The sequence below is a fragment of the Cytobacillus sp. FSL R7-0680 genome (assembly GCF_038009245.1).
Taxonomy (GTDB): Bacteria; Bacillota; Bacilli; order Bacillales; family Cytobacillaceae; genus Cytobacillus; species Cytobacillus kochii.
Genome location: NZ_JBBPAO010000001.1, coordinates 1,093,926 through 1,113,288, shown reverse-complemented (window position 1 = coordinate 1,113,288; position 19,363 = coordinate 1,093,926). Strand labels below are relative to the sequence as shown.

The window sequence follows — 19,363 nt, the reverse complement described above, 5'->3', positions numbered from 1 at the left end:
GATATCATGTAACATATTAGTATAGTGGTGATTAAAAAACTAAAATTATTACACACTCAACGAAGGTATATTACCGGAAATGTCGAAACTATATTTATACACAATCCTTATTTATAATTATTATAAAAAAGTATTGATTTTCGAATGAGAAGTGTTATTATTAATATATATCGTTAATATGTTAGTCATTCTCATATTTCGTTTATTTTTCACTTTTTCTCATATGCCTTTAAGTTCTACTTAAAGGCATTCTCTACAATTACATCATTATAAATGAGGGTTATAGCATGAACAAAGACCAAATAGAAAGCTTAATTCCCTTATTAAAAGAAAAAAATTTAAGGGTTACACCACAAAGAATACAAATTTTAACGACACTGATTGACATGAATGGACATCCAACAGCTGAAGACATTCAAAAAAGAATCCCTATCATTAGTCTCGCTACCATTTACAATAACTTAAAACTATTTGTTGAATTAGGAATCATTAATGAGCTACCTTATGGCAATGGATTAAGTCGTTTTGAATTTAGTCAGTCCAATCATTATCACGTTATCTGTGAATTATGTGGAAAAATTGCAGATATTAACTATCCGGAACTTACAGAAATTGAAGAAATGGTAGCTAATCTTACAGGTTTTTCCGTCAATAATCACAATATGGAAGTGTATGGGAAATGCCAAGAATGCATAGAGAAAGGATGATTCCGATGAAAAAAGAAGATAAAATTTGCCCAGTATGTAAAACAAAATTGATTAAATTAAAGCATAGTACAATTTGCGCTTGTGGTAATAAGATTATGAAAGATAAAATTCCATCATAAAAAAGCCATCAATATAGATGACTTTTCTCTATGACGACTATAATCTCGGGTCGACTTCATCTCCTTCGAGGGCAAGTATAGCGACAATACATTCATGAATTCGACCTATTTCTTCTTGCTTTACAAAGCGGTTTAACGCCTCTATCCCTAAGGAAAATTCTTGTAAAGCTAATTTTTGTTTACGTTTCGTGTTTCTTTTCTTCAACCGCTCTAAGTATTTCTCTTCTAAATAATCCATGCCATATATGATTTGTAAATACTTTCTTCCCCTTACCTTTAACGCCGGTTGTAACAGCTTCCCTTTTTCCCATACGGTAAACTGGTTGGGTTTAACAACCATTCCTTCATGCCCTTCTTCTGTCATTTCTTTCCACCAACTAATTACTTGCTCCCAATCCGATTCATCTTCAATTAGCAAATATTCAGTAGGCCTAAAAATACTACATGCGTTGGATAGTTCTTCCACATGAGTCATATGCCATGTATGGGGTTTTTCGTGATATACTCTTCCACTATGTGCTAGGATATGAAATGGAGCTATCACAATGCGATCTATGTCAGAAACCTCCCAGCAATACTTTTCATACACTTTTTGAAAACTTTCTGCACGTTCTAACTTCTCTTCATTTTCTTTTAACCACTGGTTCTCAACCAATGCTTCGCTTAGTGCTTTATCCAAGATTTTTCGGTCTAAGATTGCACTTTCAGCTACAAGATTATATTGTTTATTGATTAAATCTTGTGCCTTTAAATTCCACGGCATGATCTCACAATCCAGTAATACAAAGTCTGTTTCGTACTTATCAAAATAGTCATTTTTCTTTAAACTAGATTGAATAACCGTTAATATTCGCTCTTCTATATCCTTTTTAAAAAAGCGCTTCCCACTTCTTGAATATATCGCACCTAAATTACTAATCCCAGTATAGTTTAATGCTACTTCCTCATTCTTAAAAATGAGTAAAATCCCCCGTGAACCCATATGCTTTTTCTCAACAATAAGTTGATTAACACCATAATCCCGATAATATTTAAAAGCCTCTACTGGATGTTCTAAATAATCTGGCAACTGACTCGGAATAGGAACAGGACTCATAGTAGGAGGGAGATAAACCAGTTGACCAAAATGGGTATCGGCTGTAGATAACGAACCAATGACTGGTTTGACATACTTACCTTTCACACTTACATCTTCGAATTCTTCCATTTGTATGCGATAACCTTCAATAAGCGCTTGTATATTAGGGGGTTGCAACCTCTTGCTCTTCCATTCTATTATTGGGTTATGCTCTACACCGTTATAATTTTTGAGAGCATCCACCGCGACAAATGACTTCTCGGGATATCGATAGGCTGTTAATTTCCCTCCAAATACGACACCTTGATCAATATTAATCGTAGAGTTGATAGTAGTCGGATATGGTCTCGGATCATGCCCCCATATAATGGTCATATGACCTGTATGATGATGATACCATTCATCTCTTATGGGAATACCATCTTTCATGCGACTTGATGATTCACCGTATCGACAATAATCCGATATTTGTTGGGATTTCTTGCCTATATACTCATCTTTAATCCCTGCATGCGTGCATACAAGCATCGGCACACCTTCATCCTCGATTATATAATGTGCCGGAGCATTTCCTAAAAACTGAATGAACTCATCCTTCAGTCGTTTTTGCTCTTCTTCTGAATAGGTAGCTAACCATTGATTGATTTCTTTAGCCGTCAATTCGTCACCATGTTGCAAAGTGACTTGATTTCCTTTTAACCATCTGTAGATTTTCCAACCATGATTACTATCAATCATATAAGCTAAGTTATTATTGACATGATTTTTAAAAAATAAAAGCGTTTCTAAAGAGCGCGGTCCTCGACTCATAATATCACCTAGTGATAAAAACTTTCTCCCAAAGGGATGAGTATAGAGCCCTTGTTCATTTTCTTCATAACCTAACTTCTCTAATAATTGTAATAGCTCAGTATAACAACCATGAATATCACCAATGATATCAATTCCTGCTCCCACATCAATAGGAGGAACTTCATCCATTCGTGCTATTTCAACAGAGTGATTCAATTCTTTTATCATATGAAGTTGATGATAACCTTCTGTTTTTAAATAACGCTTATTATATTGGAACCTTTTCATTTGTTGTTTAATGCGCTTTGAACCCCTTGGGAATATTCGTTCGTTATCTCTCATTAATAATGTATCTAAATCGATATCTAGCACAATTGCGCTTATCGGTAAATGATGGCGATGTGCAATGGAAATCAATTTTTTGCGATCATCACTATTTATATTAGTCGCATCAATGAAACTACATTTATTTAAACGACATCTTGCTTGTAGGGTTGATTCTAGTAGTTCAAATGCCTCTTTAGAAATCATTTGATACTGTTCAAATAAGATCTGCCCCACCTTGTTATTACTGCTTTCAACTGAGGTGTACTCTTGATCTGCAACTATTTTTCTATATTTATCTGAACTTAAAACTTCTGAGTCTCTTATTTGTCCGCTATCGATCCAGTTCTGCAATAATGTTGTTTTACCACTACCAGAAGGCCCAACAAGTAAAATGACACCAGCGTTAGGAATTGTGATTCTTCTCCTCATACCATCACCTCTTTTTCGAAAACGACTATTTGAGTCGGCGCACCTCGTTCATGATCTATATCACCTATACTAGAAATGCTTGCCTTATATGCATACATAGCAGTCATCTTCTCAACCCATGCATGTAATTCTGCTCTTGTCCATTCAAAGCGATGATCATAATGGCGCATGGATTCACCAAGTTGATAAAGTGTATTATATTCTTTATTCGGTGTTGTAATAATACAAACCGCAGGCTTATACTCTTGAAAAATAAGTTGCATGGCCGTTTGCAATTTTTCTTCGGCAATATGTTCAATCACTTCACATAAAATAAAGACGTCTTTATTCTTTAGTCCATCATCATAATAAAATACCGAACCCCATTTTTGCATTGGCATTAAGAAGCCCGGATTTTCGGCAGCTTTTGCATATCTTTTTGTCGCCTTTACCGTTTCTCGTTCACTTGGTTCAACTGCGATTATTTCACTCACATTTGGTAAAAAACCTAATCTAGTACTAAGTTTTCCTTCTCCACTCCCCATGTCTATTATCTTTCTAAGATGAGGTTTAGATTGAATGATCTCGATTATCTTTTCATAACGTAGTTGGTTTAGTCCTTTTTGCTTCTTTTCCTTTTCAACCTTTGTGTGTTCGGTTATATTGTCGCCTAAGAGCCCTTTATACTTTAAGGCACGTTTATAAATCCAGTCTTTTTGAGGATGATCATCTAGCCAACCTTCTCCGAAACGCTGAAGCTTTTCCGCCTCTTTTTCATCAATATAATAGTGCTTATAATTATCAATAACTGGAATGAGAATAAATAACTGCCTTAACCCCTTTTGTAACGTTGTCTCACCTGTAACAGTTACATAAAGAGGACTGTTTTTCGTTTCAGATTGCACAGATAAGCTAAATCCAAGCGGTGAAAACAACTCCCGAAGATTCTCTACAGAAAGGTCTGTATTTACTGGACCAAATGAATAAGAAAATTGAAATACCTGCCCCACATATGATAAATATTCTTCCTTAGGTAAGCCATTTAGAGCTGTCGCAAGAGGAGAGCGTATGAGCGATAAAAACAAACTACTAACTGCAAATTCACGGTCATTAATATAATGTGTAATATCTAACTTCTCTCCACTATCCCTTAATAAACTTATAGCATCCAAAACGACGTATATCGTTACTTTCACCTCATTGGGAGTAAAGGATTGATAAAAGAGACGTACTTTATGCCCTTTATGATCTCTTTCATAAAGACGTTCAGGGTGTTTAGCCAATAAAAAAGAAAGGACATTCGCTCCTTCTCCTTTTGCATGAATCGTTAATTGCATAACAATCCCCCTTTTATATGTATTTAAACCATATTATACCACCAGCCATTCCTCAAAAGGAATTTTTCTTTTATAGATAAATATCGCCTCTCCCCTAGTTAAACATCGAGAAATCTAGTATGATTATTAAATGATTATGAAGAAATGAGGATTACAAAATGAGTTTACTTACAGTTGATCATCTTAGTCATACTTTTGGCGATCGAACATTATTTAAGGACGTGTCTTTTCGTTTATTAGCAGAAGATCACGTAGGGTTAGTTGGAGCGAACGGGGTAGGTAAATCTACTTTAATGAATATTATTACAGGGCAACTTATTCACGATGGGGGCAAAGTGGAATGGACACCTAATGTTCAATATGGGTATCTGGATCAACATACTGTTTTAACCCCTGGAAAAACGATGCGCGATGCATTAAGAGATGCCTTTCTACCATTATATAAAAAAGAAGAAGAATTAAATGAAGTCACAGCGAAGATGGCAGATGCCACACCAGAAGAATTAGAAGTTTTGCTAGAGCAAATGGGAGAAATTCAAGATACACTAGAAGCAGGCGGATTTTATTCAATCGACTTAAAAATAGACGATGCCGCAAGAGGATTGGGATTAGATGCAATAGGTTTGGATAGAGATGTCGCAGCACTTAGCGGTGGGCAAAGAACAAAAGTCTTACTTGCTAAACTATTGCTTGAGCAACCTCAAGTTTTACTCTTAGATGAACCAACAAACTATTTAGATGTTGAACATATAGACTGGTTATCCAACTATTTAAAAGAATATCCGTATGCCTTCATTTTAATCTCGCATGATACTGAATTTATGAACGGTGTCTCAAATGTTATTTTTCATCTAGAATTCTCTAAACTTACTCGCTATACGGCTAGTTATGAAAAATTCTTAGAACTGGCAGAAATCAATAAAAATCAACATATCCAAGCATATGAAAAGCAACAGGAATTCATCAAGAAACAAGAAGATTTTATCGCAAAAAACAAGGCGAGATATTCAACCACAGGTCGTGCAAAAAGTAGGCAAAAGCAATTAAACCGGATGGAGAGAATTGATCGTCCTGAAACAGCCGCTAAACCTACTTTCGAATTTAAAGAGTCGAGGGCTAGTAGCCGTTATGTGTTTGAAGGCGAGAATTTTGAAATTGGTTATACACATGCCCTATTGCCAAAAATGTCAATTACGATTGAAAAAGGGGATCGCATTGCCATAGTTGGTTGTAACGGTGTCGGAAAATCTACCCTCTTAAAAACAATGCTTGGAAAAATCCCAGCGATTAGCGGAAAAATTGAAAGAGGTGACTTCCTCTACCCTTCCTATTTCGAACAGGAAGTGAAAGGCGAGCAAATTACACCCATAGATGATGTATGGAACGAGTTCCCAGCGATGGATCAGCATCAGGTACGTGCAGCTCTCGCTAAATGCGGGCTAAAAAATGAACATATTTCAAGACCAATGAACCAACTAAGTGGGGGAGAACAAGCGAAAGTACGTCTTTGCAAGTTAATGATGAACGAAAGCAATTGGCTGCTGTTTGACGAACCAACAAACCACTTAGATATTACTGCGAAAGAAGAATTAAAAAGAGCCTTAAAAGCATACAAAGGCACCATTGTCCTCGTTTGCCACGAACCCGATTTTTACGAAGATTGGGTCACAAAAGTGTGGAATGTAGAAGAGTGGTCAGACGCAATGAAATAGAAATATGAACAAGCAAGGTTCCTTTATTCTTTACTAGAGGAACCTTGCTTTTTATCATTTATTTATTCTTCATATATCATTTTCTTCGTCATACCACCATCTACAGTAATATTCTCTCCGTTCACAAAGTTATTTTCTGGATCTGTTAAGTAAAGACAGGCTTTAGCTATATCAGCTACCGTCCCGACTCTCCTTGAAGGGTGCTGATGATGATCAACTTCTCGCAGTTCCGCCTTCTCATTCGTCTCAATCCACCCTGGCGAAATACAATTAACCGTAATGTGATAATCTGCTAGGGAAAGAGCTAATGCATGAGTTAAACTAACTATGCCACCTTTTGAAGCAGCATAGGCTTCTGAATTGACTTCAGACATCATCGAACGAGTAGAAGCCATATTTACAACCGCTCCACCAGTTTCGTTATTTTTCATATATTTCGCCGCTTCTTTCGTGGCTAGAAATACGCTTCTTACATTTGTATTGATGACACGATCCCATTCGTCTAATGTTAATTCGAACAAAGGTTTAAAGACAGATACACCAGCATTATTAATGAGAATATCTACTTGTCCATACTTCTCGATTGTTTGTTCTAATAATCGTTGAATGTCTGCTTCTTCTTGGACATTTATCTGAAGGCAATCAAGCCCCTTTGCTTCAAGCGCAGCAAAGTTAGAATCATCCCAATCAGCCACTACTACATTGGCACCTTCCCGCCTATAAGCGAGTGCAACCCCTTGACCAATTCCATTTCCTGCACCAGTGACAATAACTGTTTTATTTATAAACTTCATTCACATCTCACCCCATCTAATTCAATTGACTTGCCTTTATTTTAGTTAAAAAGAAAAAGAGATGCCAGTATCAGCACCTCAGTCATCAATCAAACGATAAATCAAACACTACTATTGTACATAAAACGAGCGAATAACTGTTCTTTCATAAGGGGCCCCTTGAAGTGTTTTACCTTTTATATCAATAGTCATATTATAAACACCACTACTTAACTTAGCATTAAATTGGCCAATTGACCCATTACGCGAAGTGTTTTGTACATCTAAAGGTGCCACTACTGTATTGCCGTTCTTATCCACTAATTTCGTATTCATTGTGATAGATTGTATATTGTTGTTTGATTGTAGGGAGAAAGCAACTGGATCCTTTGAGAAAAGTGGATTCATCTTTAGTTCTAGATTATTTTTCCCTTCATGGGTAACATTCATCACATAGGCATTATCTTTCTTATTAGATGTTAGTTGCACTTGCCAACGGCCTGTTTCAGATATAATGCCAGTAAAACTATGTGCTGCTGCCCCATTAAATATTTCTGCACTTTTAGGTGATGAAGCGTAACTTTGATACTCTTTTCCAGTTGGCGAGATTAATCTAACTTTAACATCCTTCGTTGATGTCCAGATTTGTATGTTTTTAAGTTGTTCATCCACATGAAAGGATTGTTTATAAAGGGCATTCCCTTGCCATTCGCCACCGTGGGTATAGGAGGAAATATCTTCAGACATAAATGTGTCGCTACTTTTTACATCATCCGTTTTCAATCCGGCTACAGATGATGTACGCAAATATGGTTCAATTCTAGAAAATACAGCGGAGCCCATACGAATTTTATCATGATCGAGAGAGGTGTCATTAAAGAGATGTGTACCATATGGTAATCTTGTACTCCAATCATTAACTAAACCATCATTTTCACCTTCAGAGGATAAGTATTGGCCACCCATCCATAAAGCGGACATTGACGGTCCCTTATTTGTCCCGGAAACAGTGTAATACTTATTCTTCGTTGCATTAGAATGATGATCAGTTATTGAGCGAAAGTGAGCCATTTCACCTACCTGTAAAGAAAAGGTCCCATCATCCTTTTGCCCTAACAACGTACCTAACCACCCTGCCCACCAACTATAAGCAAGGTCAGCCAAATGTGAACCATGATGAGGGGAACCTAATGTAATGACTCGACCAACATATGCGTGTGCACCATAATGAATGAGGGCCGCTTGTGTATCTGGCCCACCTTTACTGTGAGCGACAATATTTAATTTTCTCCCTTGAAAATGCGCGGAAATATCAGCAAGCATCGAAGCGAGAAGTTCACCGTTATCAAATTGGCTTGCCGAACCTTCCCCTGCCGCATCATGCAATTGTAAAAACACAGTTTGATAACCAGATTCATACGCTTTTGTATACATATCATTTACACCATGATATTCCGTTTCTTCATACCAACTAGTTGAACTACCATTTTTTCCTTGAACAAAGACAATCGGGGGTTTACTTGTATCTAAATTCGGTGGTACACTTCCGAGAAACCATTCTCCCGGCGTGAATACTTCTCCTGGTGGCTTAAGCTTTCCTTGAGGCGTAATCGTTTTAGCAGCAAATACTTGAGAGGTTGTTAACATAAATAGCGTGACGATGGCAATACAAGCGACCATTTTTTTCACTTCACATTCCTCCCTCTAATCAGGTTGAAAGCAAAAATTGCTCCCTTAAAAGGGTTATGCAAGAAATCCCCTTTTCCTCCTTTAATTTGTAAAAACACATCAAAAGATATAAAAAAAGTATGCAAGATACGAATAATATCCTACATACCTAAAACAATCATTATAATATAGATTCATATGTGTGCACATTTGCTCCATTTATAAACGGATTCGTTTGCGATTTTTGCAGGATGACTAATTGATGCATTGCCCTCGTACACACAGTATAGAATAAAAAGCGGTCCCTCTCTTTTTTATATTGTTCACCATCAGGGATAACAACAGCATCAAATTCAATCCCCTTTGCTAAATAAGATGGAATAATGGTAATTCCTTTTTGAAATTCCGTTGTTTTTTGATGGATAAGGTTCACATTGTTAAAATGAGGAAATAATTGACGGTAACACTCCTCACTTTGACTCGCACTCCTAGCAATGATCGCAATGGTTTCATGGCCTAGCGAGACGGATCGACGAACGACATCTATGAGTATCGTTAGCGCTTCTTTCTCATCCACATTTTTGATAACGGGCTTTTCGCCACTTCGGTTAAAAGGAATGATATCTTCATTATTCAAAAGTAGACTTGAAGTAAATGTCGTAATCTCTTTTGTTGAACGATAACTTTGTCTTAATTGATAAACTGTAGCTTTTTCATTACTAAAAAGGACAGACTGATTGTCAGCGTGAAAGTGAATAGTTTGATTCACATCTCCCAATAACGTCCACTTACTATGCGGGAATAACTCTTTTAAATAGGCAAAGTGAAAGGGTGAATAATCCTGTGCTTCGTCAATAAAAATATGACGTACAGACGTATGACCATCTTCCTTTAGTAATTGTTGTTTTAAATATAAATAGGGTACCACATCTTCATACAGCATATCACCAGATACAGTTGCCTCTAATCCCGAATCATCTTTGTTACTTGTACGTAAAAACTCAACGTACATTGCAAGTATATCAACAAAATAGAAAGATTTGATTTGTTTCCGAAGTGGCTTAAGTCTCCTTTTTACAACCATTTTCATCAAATACGCTTGCTCAACTTCTGGTTGCATAAAGCCATCATTATCTATTTGCTGTGCCTTTTTATATGCTTGTAAATAATCTTCTTTATCAAGTAATTCTACTTCATTCTCAACCCATGCCTTTTTCCGTTCTGCTTTCTCCTTTTTCTTTATTATAGAAAGGATCCATTCTTGTATAAGTTGCAGTCTGTTCGCGATTGAGATATTACTTTCGTAAGAATAAAATTTCTCACCGATTTCATCGACAGTCAGCCATTTTTCATTATGAAAGGTGATATCACGGAAAATCATCCCTTCTATTAATAAATGGCTAATATATTGATCCATAGAAGATTTATAGGATAAAGAGGACTTATTTTCAATTTCCTGGACTCTTTTTTCACTTGAATCATTTTCTTGAAGAAGAAATTCTAATTGATCAAGCGGTGTTTCTATCGTAAGCTTTGCATCATACTTACTTTGAATGAAGTGCCAAAAAGTATCCTGCTTCATATTTTTCTCACCCAATTCTGGTAACACTTGAGAAACATAACTATTAAATAGCGGATTTGGCGAGAATAGCATGATATTTTCAGCATGTAATGATTTCCTATAATGATATAGTAGGTAAGCGATTCTTTGTAATGCTGCTGATGTTTTCCCACTACCTGCCACTCCTTGAACAATAATCAAATCGTCTTTCACATTGCGAATAATTGCATTTTGTTGCTTTTGAATCGTAGCAACAATACTTTTCATCTGTGCATTTGCGTGTCCACCTAACACTTCCTGCAGCACACTATCGCCAATCGTTAAACCCGTATCAAATAACCCTTCAATTTTCCCCTTTTTTATAATAAATTGACGCTTTAATAACATTTCTCCCATAATTGTTTCATAAGGGGTGTCATATTTTGCTTTTCCAGGTGTGTAATCGTAATACATACTCGCAACAGGTGACCGCCAATCATAAATAAGAAACTGCTCATCGTTTTCATCCATTAATGAGGCAACACCAATATATATGGATTCCTTTTCTTCCCCATCTTCCTTAAAATCAATTCTGCCAAAATAGGGTGAGTCTTTTTGTTTCGACAATATGTTGACATATTGATCGAGCATTCCCATTCGCCGTTCTCTTTCCCCTAATAATTCTGCTTGCTGCTTTACACTTTGAAATGTCTCAATTACATCGTCCATTTCCTCTAGGTTGACTGTCACATCATCCCAAAATCCTGTTTTTAATTGCTTTACATCCTTTTGTACGTGGTCGCGATTTTCTATATAAGCGACTTGCTTCTTAATCACTTCATGTATTATTCTATCAACCCTTTTTTGCTCTTCTTGTCGCTCTTGCATAGAATCACTCCTCGATAAAAAATTAGTTGACACATCTCAATATTTTTGGTATTATTATATTGGATACTTTTACACAATAATAACAAACAGCCATACTTATGTATCATAGCATATTTTTTCAGTAAGTATCAATAGCTAAAAAATATTCATAATATTCAAATTATTTATAAAAGGTGGACATAATGAAATCTGATATTAGTGTTTTACGAATACCTATTCCTACTCCCACTCTTTGGCCATATACAACAACAAATAGCTACATCATTGGTAATAAAGAGGAAACTCTAATCATTGACACTGGTTATAATCAACCCATTACAAGAGAAACACTACATACAGCACTAAAAAAACATGAGCTTCCCATTCCGAAAGCGATTCTTCTCACCCATGGACATAAAGATCATTCACCTGGAGTGAAACAACTTCTTGATTGGCAAATACCTATATTTGCTCATCCACTTGAGGAGCCGGAAATCAGAAGGAATGTTCAAATTGATCACCTCCATTACCTTTCTGATCACGAAGAAATATCTATAGGCGATGAATCTCTGATCGCATTACATCTCCCAGGGCATTCTTCAGGCCATTTAAGCTTTTATTTACCTTCTAAGAAGATTTTACTGGCAGGTGACAATTTAATAGAAAAGGGAACTTCTTGGATTGGTACACCAGATGGGAATATGAAAGATTATTTCATCACATTAGAAAAAATAAAATCATTATCCTTAACAATGGTTGGTCCTGGTCATGGCGATTGGATTAATAATCCATACGAACATATTGATTATGTACTGAATAGAAGGATACAGAGAGAAGAACAAATTTTACAAATTTTAAAAGAGAATGAGCCCCTGTTATTACACGAAATTACGAATAAGATATACGCTGGTCATATTCACCCTTCAAACAAAGTAGTGGCAGAAAAAACAACAGAAGCTCATTTAATTAAGTTGATAGAAGAAAGAAAGGTTATACAGAACAGAAATGCTTACTCAAGTTATTCATGAAGTTGCATCTAACCAACAAATTGCTTTTTCAAGTGAACGGATAGTCGGGTGTATGAGTTTAATTTCACCCTTCTCATATGCATGCAAAGCATCTTTTGGATATATCCACCTGGCTTCTGCCACTTCATAAGGATCAGGAATTGGTTGTTGCCGTTTTGGAAGACGCGTAATAAAGAAACGTGTATCAAAACGTATTGGACTTTTTGCTGGTGTCGTTTTATGGCCGATATATGTGAAGCAGCGACAATCTAGCGCGGCTTCTTTTTCTTTTAATAACTCGATAAAACTTATTTCCTTTTTTAAGAGCCTTTTCCTATCGTTCAAACTTTCTTCTCTTTGAAATGAGAGCGGCTCCCCTGTTCTATCACATCCAAGGAAAACTCCAATTTCTTCATAGACTTCTCTTGCGGCAGCAACATAATAAGCTAAAGGGATATTTGCCTGATCTGTTGGAGCAATTAATCTATTAGATAGCAGCGAGTCTTTCTCATCCACTGCGCCACCAGGAAAAACATAATGCCCAGCAAGAAATTTCATTGTTGCTGGGCGTTTCGTCATATATACTTGTCCTTGTGGATTGATTAATAAGACTGTCGCCGCTGGCTTAGGAATAGTTTCCATGTATAAGTCACACCTTTTTAGAAGAATATCATCTTATTCATTTATACTTCTCTAACGCTAGCAAAATTCCTCTAACTTCTAGCTAACAATTATTCTCTTATTTGTCCATTGCCTTCAATAAAATATTTACTTGATGTTAATGCTTTTAATCCCATTGGTCCACGCACATGCATTTTTTGTGTGCTAATGCCAATCTCAGCGCCAAAACCAAATTCAAATCCATCTGTAAATCTTGTTGAAGCATTATGATAAACAGCAGCAGCATCTACATGATTCATAAAGGTTGCTGCACGACTATTATTTTCAGTTATAATTGCTTCTGAATGCTTTGTCCCATATTGACGAATATGAGTAATGGCGTCTTCAACAGAGGCAACTGTTTTAACGCTCATTTTTAAGCAAAGAAACTCACTGTGAAAATCTTCTGTAGTGGCTAATTCGATGTGAGGAAGAATGGCTTTCACATATTGATCACCAACCATTTCAATTCCCTCGTTCTCCATGTAAGCTAAAAATTCTCCCCCGTATTTTTCCAACCAATGAGTATGAATCAAAAGAGATTCGATACTATTGCAAACAGAAGGTCTTTGTTTCTTCGCATTTAATACTACTTTCTTCGCCATTTCTAATTCCGCAAACTCATCAATATACATATGGCAATTGCCTGCGCCTGTTTCAATAACCGGCACGGATGCCTCACGTACAACAGTATCAATCAATCCTTTTCCACCTCTAGGGATAAGCACATCGAGAAAAGTATGAAGATGAAATAATTCTTTGGCAGCTTCTCTACTCGTATCTTCAATTAATAAGACGCTATCAATTGGTAGCTCCGTCGATTGTAATGCCCGATGAACAGTTTGGACAAGCGCACGATTACTATGTAGAGCCGTTTTACTCCCTCGTAAAATTACACAATTATTTGTCTTTAAAGCTAGTGAAGCTGCATCAATAGTTACGTTAGGTCTTGCCTCGTAAATCATGCCTATAACACCCAGTGGGACTGACTTTTGTTGAATAAGTAGACCATTTTCTTTTTTTATTGTCTGCAATACACGATCTATAGGATCGTCAAGTTGTGCGATATCAGTGACCGCTTGTGCCATTGCTTTTATTCTAGACTCATCTAACATAAGACGATCAATCATACTGTCATTCATGTGGCCACGCGCCATCCTTATATCTTTTTCATTGGCTAAACGGATCTCCTCTTGATCTTCTATTAATTGATTGGCAATGGCCTTTAATGCTTGATTTTTTTCTGCTGTCGTAGCTCCACTTAAACGATAGCTCGCTTTTTTTGCTAACTTACCTTTTTCATATACTTCACTTGTCATTTCCCTTCACTCCTATTCGATTCCAAAACTAATTTATCACGATGAATCACTTCTTTAATTCGGTTTTTCTTATGTGCTGTTTGCGTAAGATATTGACTAGAACAACTTACTTCTCCCCTAGCAATTAGTTGACTTTCAAACCTCACTTCAACAACCTCACCCGAAAGAAAACTTCCATCAATTTTAACAATTCCAGGTGATAATAGACTGCCACCACCATGCACAAGTGCTTTTTCGGCACCTTTATCCACATAGATTTTTCCTTTGACCGTTGAATGAAGGGCAATCCATTGCCGTTTCGTATTAATCTTTTTCATTTGCTGATTAGAAAGATATGTACCGTCTCCAGTTCCATTAAGGATGCTTATAAGTTTGTCTTCACCTTTACCAGTACCGATAAAAACCGGAACATTTAATTCCATAGCTGTTTTAGCAGCATTCAACTTTGAGTACATGCCGCCAGTACCAACTTTAGAGCCCGCACCGTCTGTCGCTTTCATTTGCACATCAGTAATTTCATTTAAGAAGTCAATTCGGCTGGCATTTGGGTACTTAAACGGGTTTTGATCATATAAGCCATTAATATCTGTTAAAATTACAAGTAAATCAGCATGAACAAGCCCGCTAACGAGTGCTGATAACATATCATTATCCCCGAAAGTCAATTCCTCAATAGAAACAGTGTCATTTTCGTTAATAATCGGTATGACTTTACGATCTAACAGTTCCATAATCGTATCGTACGCATTTCTAAAGCGGACTTGATTGTTAAAGTCGGATCGAGTCAGTAAAATTTGCGCTGCCAAGGTGTCAAATTTTAATAAGGCTTCCATGTAACTTTGAATTAATAATCCTTGACCGATAGCAGCCGCAGCTTGTTTCCCTTTTAATGTAATGGGACGGGAAGAATAACCTAGTTTTCTAAAACCTGCTGCTACTGCTCCCGAGGATACGACAATCACTTCATGGCCCATCTTCTGTATTTTTGCAATTGCTAATATATGATCGGTAAATTTATAGCGGTCAATCTCTCCCCTTTCATTCGTTAATGAACTGCTGCCAATTTTAACGATCATTCTTTTCTTCCCCATATGATTCATTCCTTTTAAGAGCACGAACACCCATGTAGTGATGTCTCAGTCTAGTTTTTTAAAAGATAAAAAAAAACCTAACTCAAGCCTTAATACATAAGGACGAGTTAGGTTCGCGGTACCACCTTAATTGAATGCTCTCTTTTAAACATTCCACTTTATGAGTTAACGTCTCAATCACCGCTGATGGTTTTCACCAGACTATAGAGGCAGGTTCAATAGGTTGAAACATGGTGGAATCTTTCAGCTGATAAATTCCACTCTCTTTCATGCCAATCCCTATTTACTAGCCCTCTTTCAATCGTTCATTTATAATTTTGACTCTTTCTTCTATTAAAACGTTTCAGTATTACAACTATTATAGCAGAAATCTTTCTCATGAAAAGAAATATTTATCGTAGTAATGAAATATTACCACTTCATATGTAATATTCATCAAACACATCTTTTCTTCAACTTTTTTGATACTGTAGATGAAAAACAGTTGTTCTATTTTACGTGTTAGTTGAACCAAGAGAAACGCTCTTCCTATAAATGTCTTACCACATTAATAGAAGAGCTCATAAATGCTTTATCTGTTTTTCAGTTCTTTTTCATAAGGTGCAATAACTTGGCTGGATGAAAGTTCTGCTATTCTTTCTTGCGTATAGCCTAATGATTGTAGGACATAATCCGTATTTTCCCCTAGTTTTGGCGATGCCGTTTTCACCTTAGGTGTAGATTTACTTAGCTGAAAAGGTAGTCTTGGGAGACGTAAATCTTCAATTGTATCATGTGTTACTTGTTCCCACATGTCGAGGGCTTCTGTCTGTTTTGCGTCAATGACTTCAGATATTTTTTTCACTTTGGAACTTGGGATACCTGCCGCGCTTAATTCCGTCACCCAATAATCAGCAGTTTCCCTTTGAAGTATCAGTTCTATTTTTTCTTTTAAGATGTATTGGTTTTCCACACGATTTTTATTATCTCTAAATCGCTGATCTGATAGCCACTCCATACTATTTAAAACCCGACATAATCTTTCAAATAGCGATTGATTAGAAATGCCAATCATGATATACGTATCGCTTGCCAAGTAAGCACCATAAGGAGCAAATGCCGTGTGACCAGAGCCGTTTTTCTGTGGTTCTTCTCCTGTCGCTAAAAAGGAAAGCATATGATAACTACTCCAAAATAAACCGGTTTCATATAAAGAAGTAGAAACAAATTGCCCTTCACCTGTATGCTTTCGATGCAAAAGTGCAGATAGAATACCAATCACACCCCACATTGCACTTCCTTGATCTAAAATAGAGACAGGTACTCTCGCTAATTCAGCGTCTTTGGCTCCATTGATACCCATGATACCTGTTTCAGCTTGAGCAATAGCATCATAGCCCGGTTGCAATTTTTGCGGCCCACTTTGGCCATATGCTGATAATGAACAATAGATGATTTGATTGTTTATTGCTTTCAATTTAGCATAACCTAATCCCATTTGCTCAGCTTTTCCCTGTCGGAAGTTCTCAACGAATACATCTGCCGATTCGACAAGATCATAAACGATTTGTTTCCCATCTTGTTTCTTAAGGTCGATGACAACCGACTCTTTATTTCGATTAATATGGAGAAAATATACACCTTCTCCACTCATAAATGGCCCCATTCCTCTGGCGTCATCTCCCGTACCCGGACGTTCAATTTTAATAATTTCTGCACCTAAGTCCGCTAGAATCATTGTTAAAGTTGGACCAGAAATATTGGTTGTGACATCAACGACTCTCATGCCTGCTAAAGGTCCCGTCATCCTTATCCCTCCCTGTAGTAAAAGAAATGGTACAAGTTAATAAGACCTTGGTAATCCTAATACATGCTGTCCGACAAAGCTTAATACTAAATTATTGGCAATTGGGGCAACCTTAAATAATCTCGCTTCTCTAAATTTACGTTCAATATTATATTCTTTGGCAAAACCATAGCCACCGTAAGTATCCATTGCCGCATTTCCAGCATTCCATGTCGCTTCGGAAGTAAGGTATTTAGCCATATTTGCTTCTGCACCGCAATTGACTCCCTCATCAAATAATTCAGCCGCCCTATCTCTCATTAGCTTTGCAGCTTCTATTTCCATAAATGCCTTAGCAATTGGAAATTGTACACCTTGATTCTTTCCAATAGGGCGATTGAATACTACACGTTCATTAGCATACTGTACTGAGCGATCTATAAAGTATAAACCATCTCCAACAGATTCTGAGGCAATTAATATTCTCTCCGCATTCATTCCACTAAGAACATATTTAAACCCTTTACCTTCTTCACCAATTAAGTTTTCTACAGGAATTTCCGCATTTTCAAAGAATACTTCTGTTGTCGCATGATTAATCATTGTATCAATCGGACGAATGGTTATTTTATCGCGTTGTTCTTTCATATCTAGTATGAATAAACTTAAGCCATCTGTTTTCTTCGTTACAGTTTCTTTCGGTGTTGTTCTTGCTAGAAGTAGCATCAAATCAGAATGCTCAGCTCTAGATGTCCAAATTTTTTGTCCGTTAACTATATATTTTTCTCCCTCTTTTTGGGCAAAAGTTTCAATACTAGTTGTATCACTGCCAGCTGTAGGTTCCGTAATCCCAAATGCTTGGAGTCTTGCTTCACCACTGGCGATTTTTGGGAGAAATCTCTGTTTTTGTTCTTCACTACCATGCCTTAATATTGCACCCATTGTATACATCTGTGCGTGGCAAGCACCCGCATTCCCGCCTGAGCGATTAATTTCTTCTAATACAATACTCGCTTCTGTCATTCCCAAACCAGCTCCGCCATATTGTTCTGGAATAAGAACTGAAAGCCACCCCTCATCTGTTAAGGCTTGAACGAAACTTGTTGGATATTCTTCCCTTTCATCCGTTTCTTGCCAATACGTTTCCGGAAATCTCTCACATAAACTTTTCACACTTTTTCTAATCATGTCATGTTCAGTATTGACTTTCGTCTGTGCCATTTTTACCCTCCTTTATTTTCCTTGCCATTGTGGTTTTCTTTTTTCATTAAAAGCATAAATTCCTTCTAAACGATCGTTAGAATTAGCACAACGATAATATGCTTCTAATTCTAGTGCGATTCCCGTAGATAAATCGCAATCTGCTCCTTTATTAACAACTTTCTTTAATGCCTTTAATGAAAGTGGCGCGTTCTCTGCAATTTCTGATGCCAACTTAATTGTCTCTTCTAATAAGCTTTCTTCTCGACAAACTTTATTCACGAGTCCATATGTCTCAGCTTCTGTAGCACTGATTCTTTTACCTGTAAATAAAATTTCTTTAGCTATTGCAAGTGGTAATACTCTTATGGCCATTTGTGTACCACCTATCCCTGGTATGAGACCGAGTTTCGCTTCAGGTAAACCGAATGAAGCGTTTTCATTTGCCGTGCGCATATCACAGCTTAATGCAATCTCCATACCACCGCCTAGCGCATAACCATTTACAGCACAAATAATAGGAAAAGGAAACTCACGAATTAATTCAGTCACTCTTTCAAAAATATCATGTTGTTTTTTCCAGTCACGTTGGCTCATTCCGTTTCGCTCTTTTAAATCAGCTCCAACACAAAAGCTTTTATCCCCCTCTGCAGTTAAAATAATGACTCGTAAATCTGGATCATATTTTAAGATTTCTAAACTTGATACGATTTCACTCGCCATTTTGGTGTTCAATGCATTCATTGATTGTGGACGGTTTAAACGTAAGATAGCAATTTGATTATGATGAGTTTTTTTTAGGTCAATCGTTTCATATGTCTCAACTTTCATTTATATCCTCCTTTTTTGCTATAAATGAGCATTTATTCCATACGCAATCATTGACATAGTTGCTCCTAATATTCTTGTTGGTTTAGTATGATTCATTAAAAGAAGTGGAGACGAATACCTGCTCATTTTTCGCCAAATGTTCGTAGATGTTCTTTGTGGAAA

14 protein-coding genes are annotated in these 19,363 nt (G+C 36.7%); 3 read left to right on the top strand and 11 right to left on the bottom strand.

Annotated features, from left to right (window positions below; translation table 11 throughout):
• The first annotated feature begins 287 nt into the window (after window positions 1-287).
• Entirely contained in the window at window positions 288-707 is a 420-nt protein-coding gene (locus MKY26_RS05665; protein ID WP_322909307.1) for a Fur family transcriptional regulator, read from the top strand.
• Window positions 708-863: 156 nt separating this feature from the next.
• Here MKY26_RS05665 and MKY26_RS05660 read toward each other — a convergent pair whose 3' ends face one another.
• Both MKY26_RS05660 and MKY26_RS05655 read right to left on the bottom strand, forming a co-directional pair.
• On the bottom strand, window positions 864-3,452 hold the full coding sequence (locus MKY26_RS05660) for an AAA family ATPase (RefSeq protein WP_322909306.1): 2,589 nt from the start codon (window positions 3,450-3,452) through the stop codon (window positions 864-866).
• Window positions 3,449-4,768 carry a 3' terminal RNA ribose 2'-O-methyltransferase Hen1 gene (locus tag MKY26_RS05655; RefSeq protein WP_095373343.1) on the bottom strand — a complete coding sequence of 440 codons (1,320 nt, stop codon included), beginning with the start codon at window positions 4,766-4,768 and terminating at the stop codon, window positions 3,449-3,451. The genes MKY26_RS05660 and MKY26_RS05655 overlap by 4 nt, the downstream gene beginning before the upstream one ends.
• Before the next feature lie 158 nt (window positions 4,769-4,926).
• Between MKY26_RS05655 and MKY26_RS05650 the strand changes: the two genes are divergently transcribed.
• The gene (locus MKY26_RS05650) at window positions 4,927-6,480 is read left to right on the top strand and encodes an ABC-F family ATP-binding cassette domain-containing protein (RefSeq protein WP_095373344.1); all 1,554 of its coding nucleotides are present in this window, start codon (window positions 4,927-4,929) and stop codon (window positions 6,478-6,480) included.
• A 62-nt stretch (window positions 6,481-6,542) separates the two neighbouring features.
• Here MKY26_RS05650 and MKY26_RS05645 read toward each other — a convergent pair whose 3' ends face one another.
• From MKY26_RS05645 to helD, 3 genes are all read right to left on the bottom strand, one after another.
• Window positions 6,543-7,274: an SDR family NAD(P)-dependent oxidoreductase gene (locus MKY26_RS05645; RefSeq protein ID WP_095373345.1), complete on the bottom strand. Its 732-nt coding sequence runs from the start codon at window positions 7,272-7,274 to the stop codon at window positions 6,543-6,545.
• Window positions 7,275-7,385: 111 nt separating this feature from the next.
• Window positions 7,386-8,933 (bottom strand): esterase/lipase family protein, encoded by a 1,548-nt coding sequence (locus MKY26_RS05640; RefSeq protein ID WP_322909676.1) that lies wholly within the window; start codon window positions 8,931-8,933, stop codon window positions 7,386-7,388.
• A 169-nt stretch (window positions 8,934-9,102) separates the two neighbouring features.
• On the bottom strand, window positions 9,103-11,349 hold the full coding sequence (gene helD, locus MKY26_RS05635) for an RNA polymerase recycling motor HelD (protein WP_095373346.1): 2,247 nt from the start codon (window positions 11,347-11,349) through the stop codon (window positions 9,103-9,105).
• 182 nt (window positions 11,350-11,531) lie between these two features.
• Here helD and MKY26_RS05630 point away from each other — a divergent pair, with 182 nt between their 5' ends.
• Window positions 11,532-12,356: an MBL fold metallo-hydrolase gene (locus MKY26_RS05630; RefSeq protein WP_095373347.1), complete on the top strand. Its 825-nt coding sequence runs from the start codon at window positions 11,532-11,534 to the stop codon at window positions 12,354-12,356.
• On the opposite strand, the gene MKY26_RS05625 is transcribed toward MKY26_RS05630, so the two are convergent.
• From MKY26_RS05625 to MKY26_RS05600, 6 genes are all read right to left on the bottom strand, one after another.
• Window positions 12,351-12,977, bottom strand: a complete 627-nt coding sequence (locus MKY26_RS05625) for an NUDIX hydrolase (RefSeq protein WP_095373348.1) — start codon at window positions 12,975-12,977, stop codon at window positions 12,351-12,353. The genes MKY26_RS05630 and MKY26_RS05625 overlap by 6 nt on opposite strands.
• A gap of 89 nt (window positions 12,978-13,066) precedes the next feature.
• Entirely contained in the window at window positions 13,067-14,314 is a 1,248-nt protein-coding gene (locus MKY26_RS05620; protein ID WP_322909305.1) for a glutamate-5-semialdehyde dehydrogenase, read from the bottom strand.
• Window positions 14,311-15,405 carry a glutamate 5-kinase gene (gene proB, locus MKY26_RS05615; protein ID WP_322909304.1) on the bottom strand — a complete coding sequence of 365 codons (1,095 nt, stop codon included), beginning with the start codon at window positions 15,403-15,405 and terminating at the stop codon, window positions 14,311-14,313. The genes MKY26_RS05620 and proB overlap by 4 nt, the downstream gene beginning before the upstream one ends.
• A 571-nt stretch (window positions 15,406-15,976) precedes the next feature.
• Window positions 15,977-17,191 carry a CaiB/BaiF CoA transferase family protein gene (locus MKY26_RS05610; RefSeq protein WP_095373351.1) on the bottom strand — a complete coding sequence of 405 codons (1,215 nt, stop codon included), beginning with the start codon at window positions 17,189-17,191 and terminating at the stop codon, window positions 15,977-15,979.
• Between the two features lie 36 nt (window positions 17,192-17,227).
• Complete coding sequence (locus tag MKY26_RS05605) at window positions 17,228-18,391, bottom strand: acyl-CoA dehydrogenase family protein (RefSeq protein ID WP_233435257.1); 1,164 nt, start codon at window positions 18,389-18,391, stop codon at window positions 17,228-17,230.
• Window positions 18,392-18,403: 12 nt separating this feature from the next.
• Window positions 18,404-19,201, bottom strand: a complete 798-nt coding sequence (locus MKY26_RS05600) for an enoyl-CoA hydratase/isomerase family protein (protein WP_307314088.1) — start codon at window positions 19,199-19,201, stop codon at window positions 18,404-18,406.
• Between the last annotated feature and the right edge of the window lie 162 nt (window positions 19,202-19,363).

Coding starts and splice junctions, on each gene's coding strand:
- MKY26_RS05665 (WP_322909307.1), top strand. CDS start 288: ATGAACAAAGACCAAATAGAAAGCTTAATTCCCTTATTAAAAGAAAAA.
- MKY26_RS05620 (WP_322909305.1), bottom strand. CDS start 14,314: ATGACAAGTGAAGTATATGAAAAAGGTAAGTTAGCAAAAAAAGCGAGC.
- MKY26_RS05600 (WP_307314088.1), bottom strand. CDS start 19,201: ATGAAAGTTGAGACATATGAAACGATTGACCTAAAAAAAACTCATCAT.
- MKY26_RS05650 (WP_095373344.1), top strand. CDS start 4,927: ATGAGTTTACTTACAGTTGATCATCTTAGTCATACTTTTGGCGATCGA.
- MKY26_RS05630 (WP_095373347.1), top strand. CDS start 11,532: ATGAAATCTGATATTAGTGTTTTACGAATACCTATTCCTACTCCCACT.
- MKY26_RS05625 (WP_095373348.1), bottom strand. CDS start 12,977: ATGGAAACTATTCCTAAGCCAGCGGCGACAGTCTTATTAATCAATCCA.
- MKY26_RS05610 (WP_095373351.1), bottom strand. CDS start 17,191: ATGACGGGACCTTTAGCAGGCATGAGAGTCGTTGATGTCACAACCAAT.
- MKY26_RS05645 (WP_095373345.1), bottom strand. CDS start 7,274: ATGAAGTTTATAAATAAAACAGTTATTGTCACTGGTGCAGGAAATGGA.
- MKY26_RS05660 (WP_322909306.1), bottom strand. CDS start 3,452: ATGAGGAGAAGAATCACAATTCCTAACGCTGGTGTCATTTTACTTGTT.
- proB (WP_322909304.1), bottom strand. CDS start 15,405: ATGGGGAAGAAAAGAATGATCGTTAAAATTGGCAGCAGTTCATTAACG.
- MKY26_RS05640 (WP_322909676.1), bottom strand. CDS start 8,933: ATGGTCGCTTGTATTGCCATCGTCACGCTATTTATGTTAACAACCTCT.
- MKY26_RS05655 (WP_095373343.1), bottom strand. CDS start 4,768: ATGCAATTAACGATTCATGCAAAAGGAGAAGGAGCGAATGTCCTTTCT.
- MKY26_RS05605 (WP_233435257.1), bottom strand. CDS start 18,391: ATGGCACAGACGAAAGTCAATACTGAACATGACATGATTAGAAAAAGT.
- helD (WP_095373346.1), bottom strand. CDS start 11,349: ATGCAAGAGCGACAAGAAGAGCAAAAAAGGGTTGATAGAATAATACAT.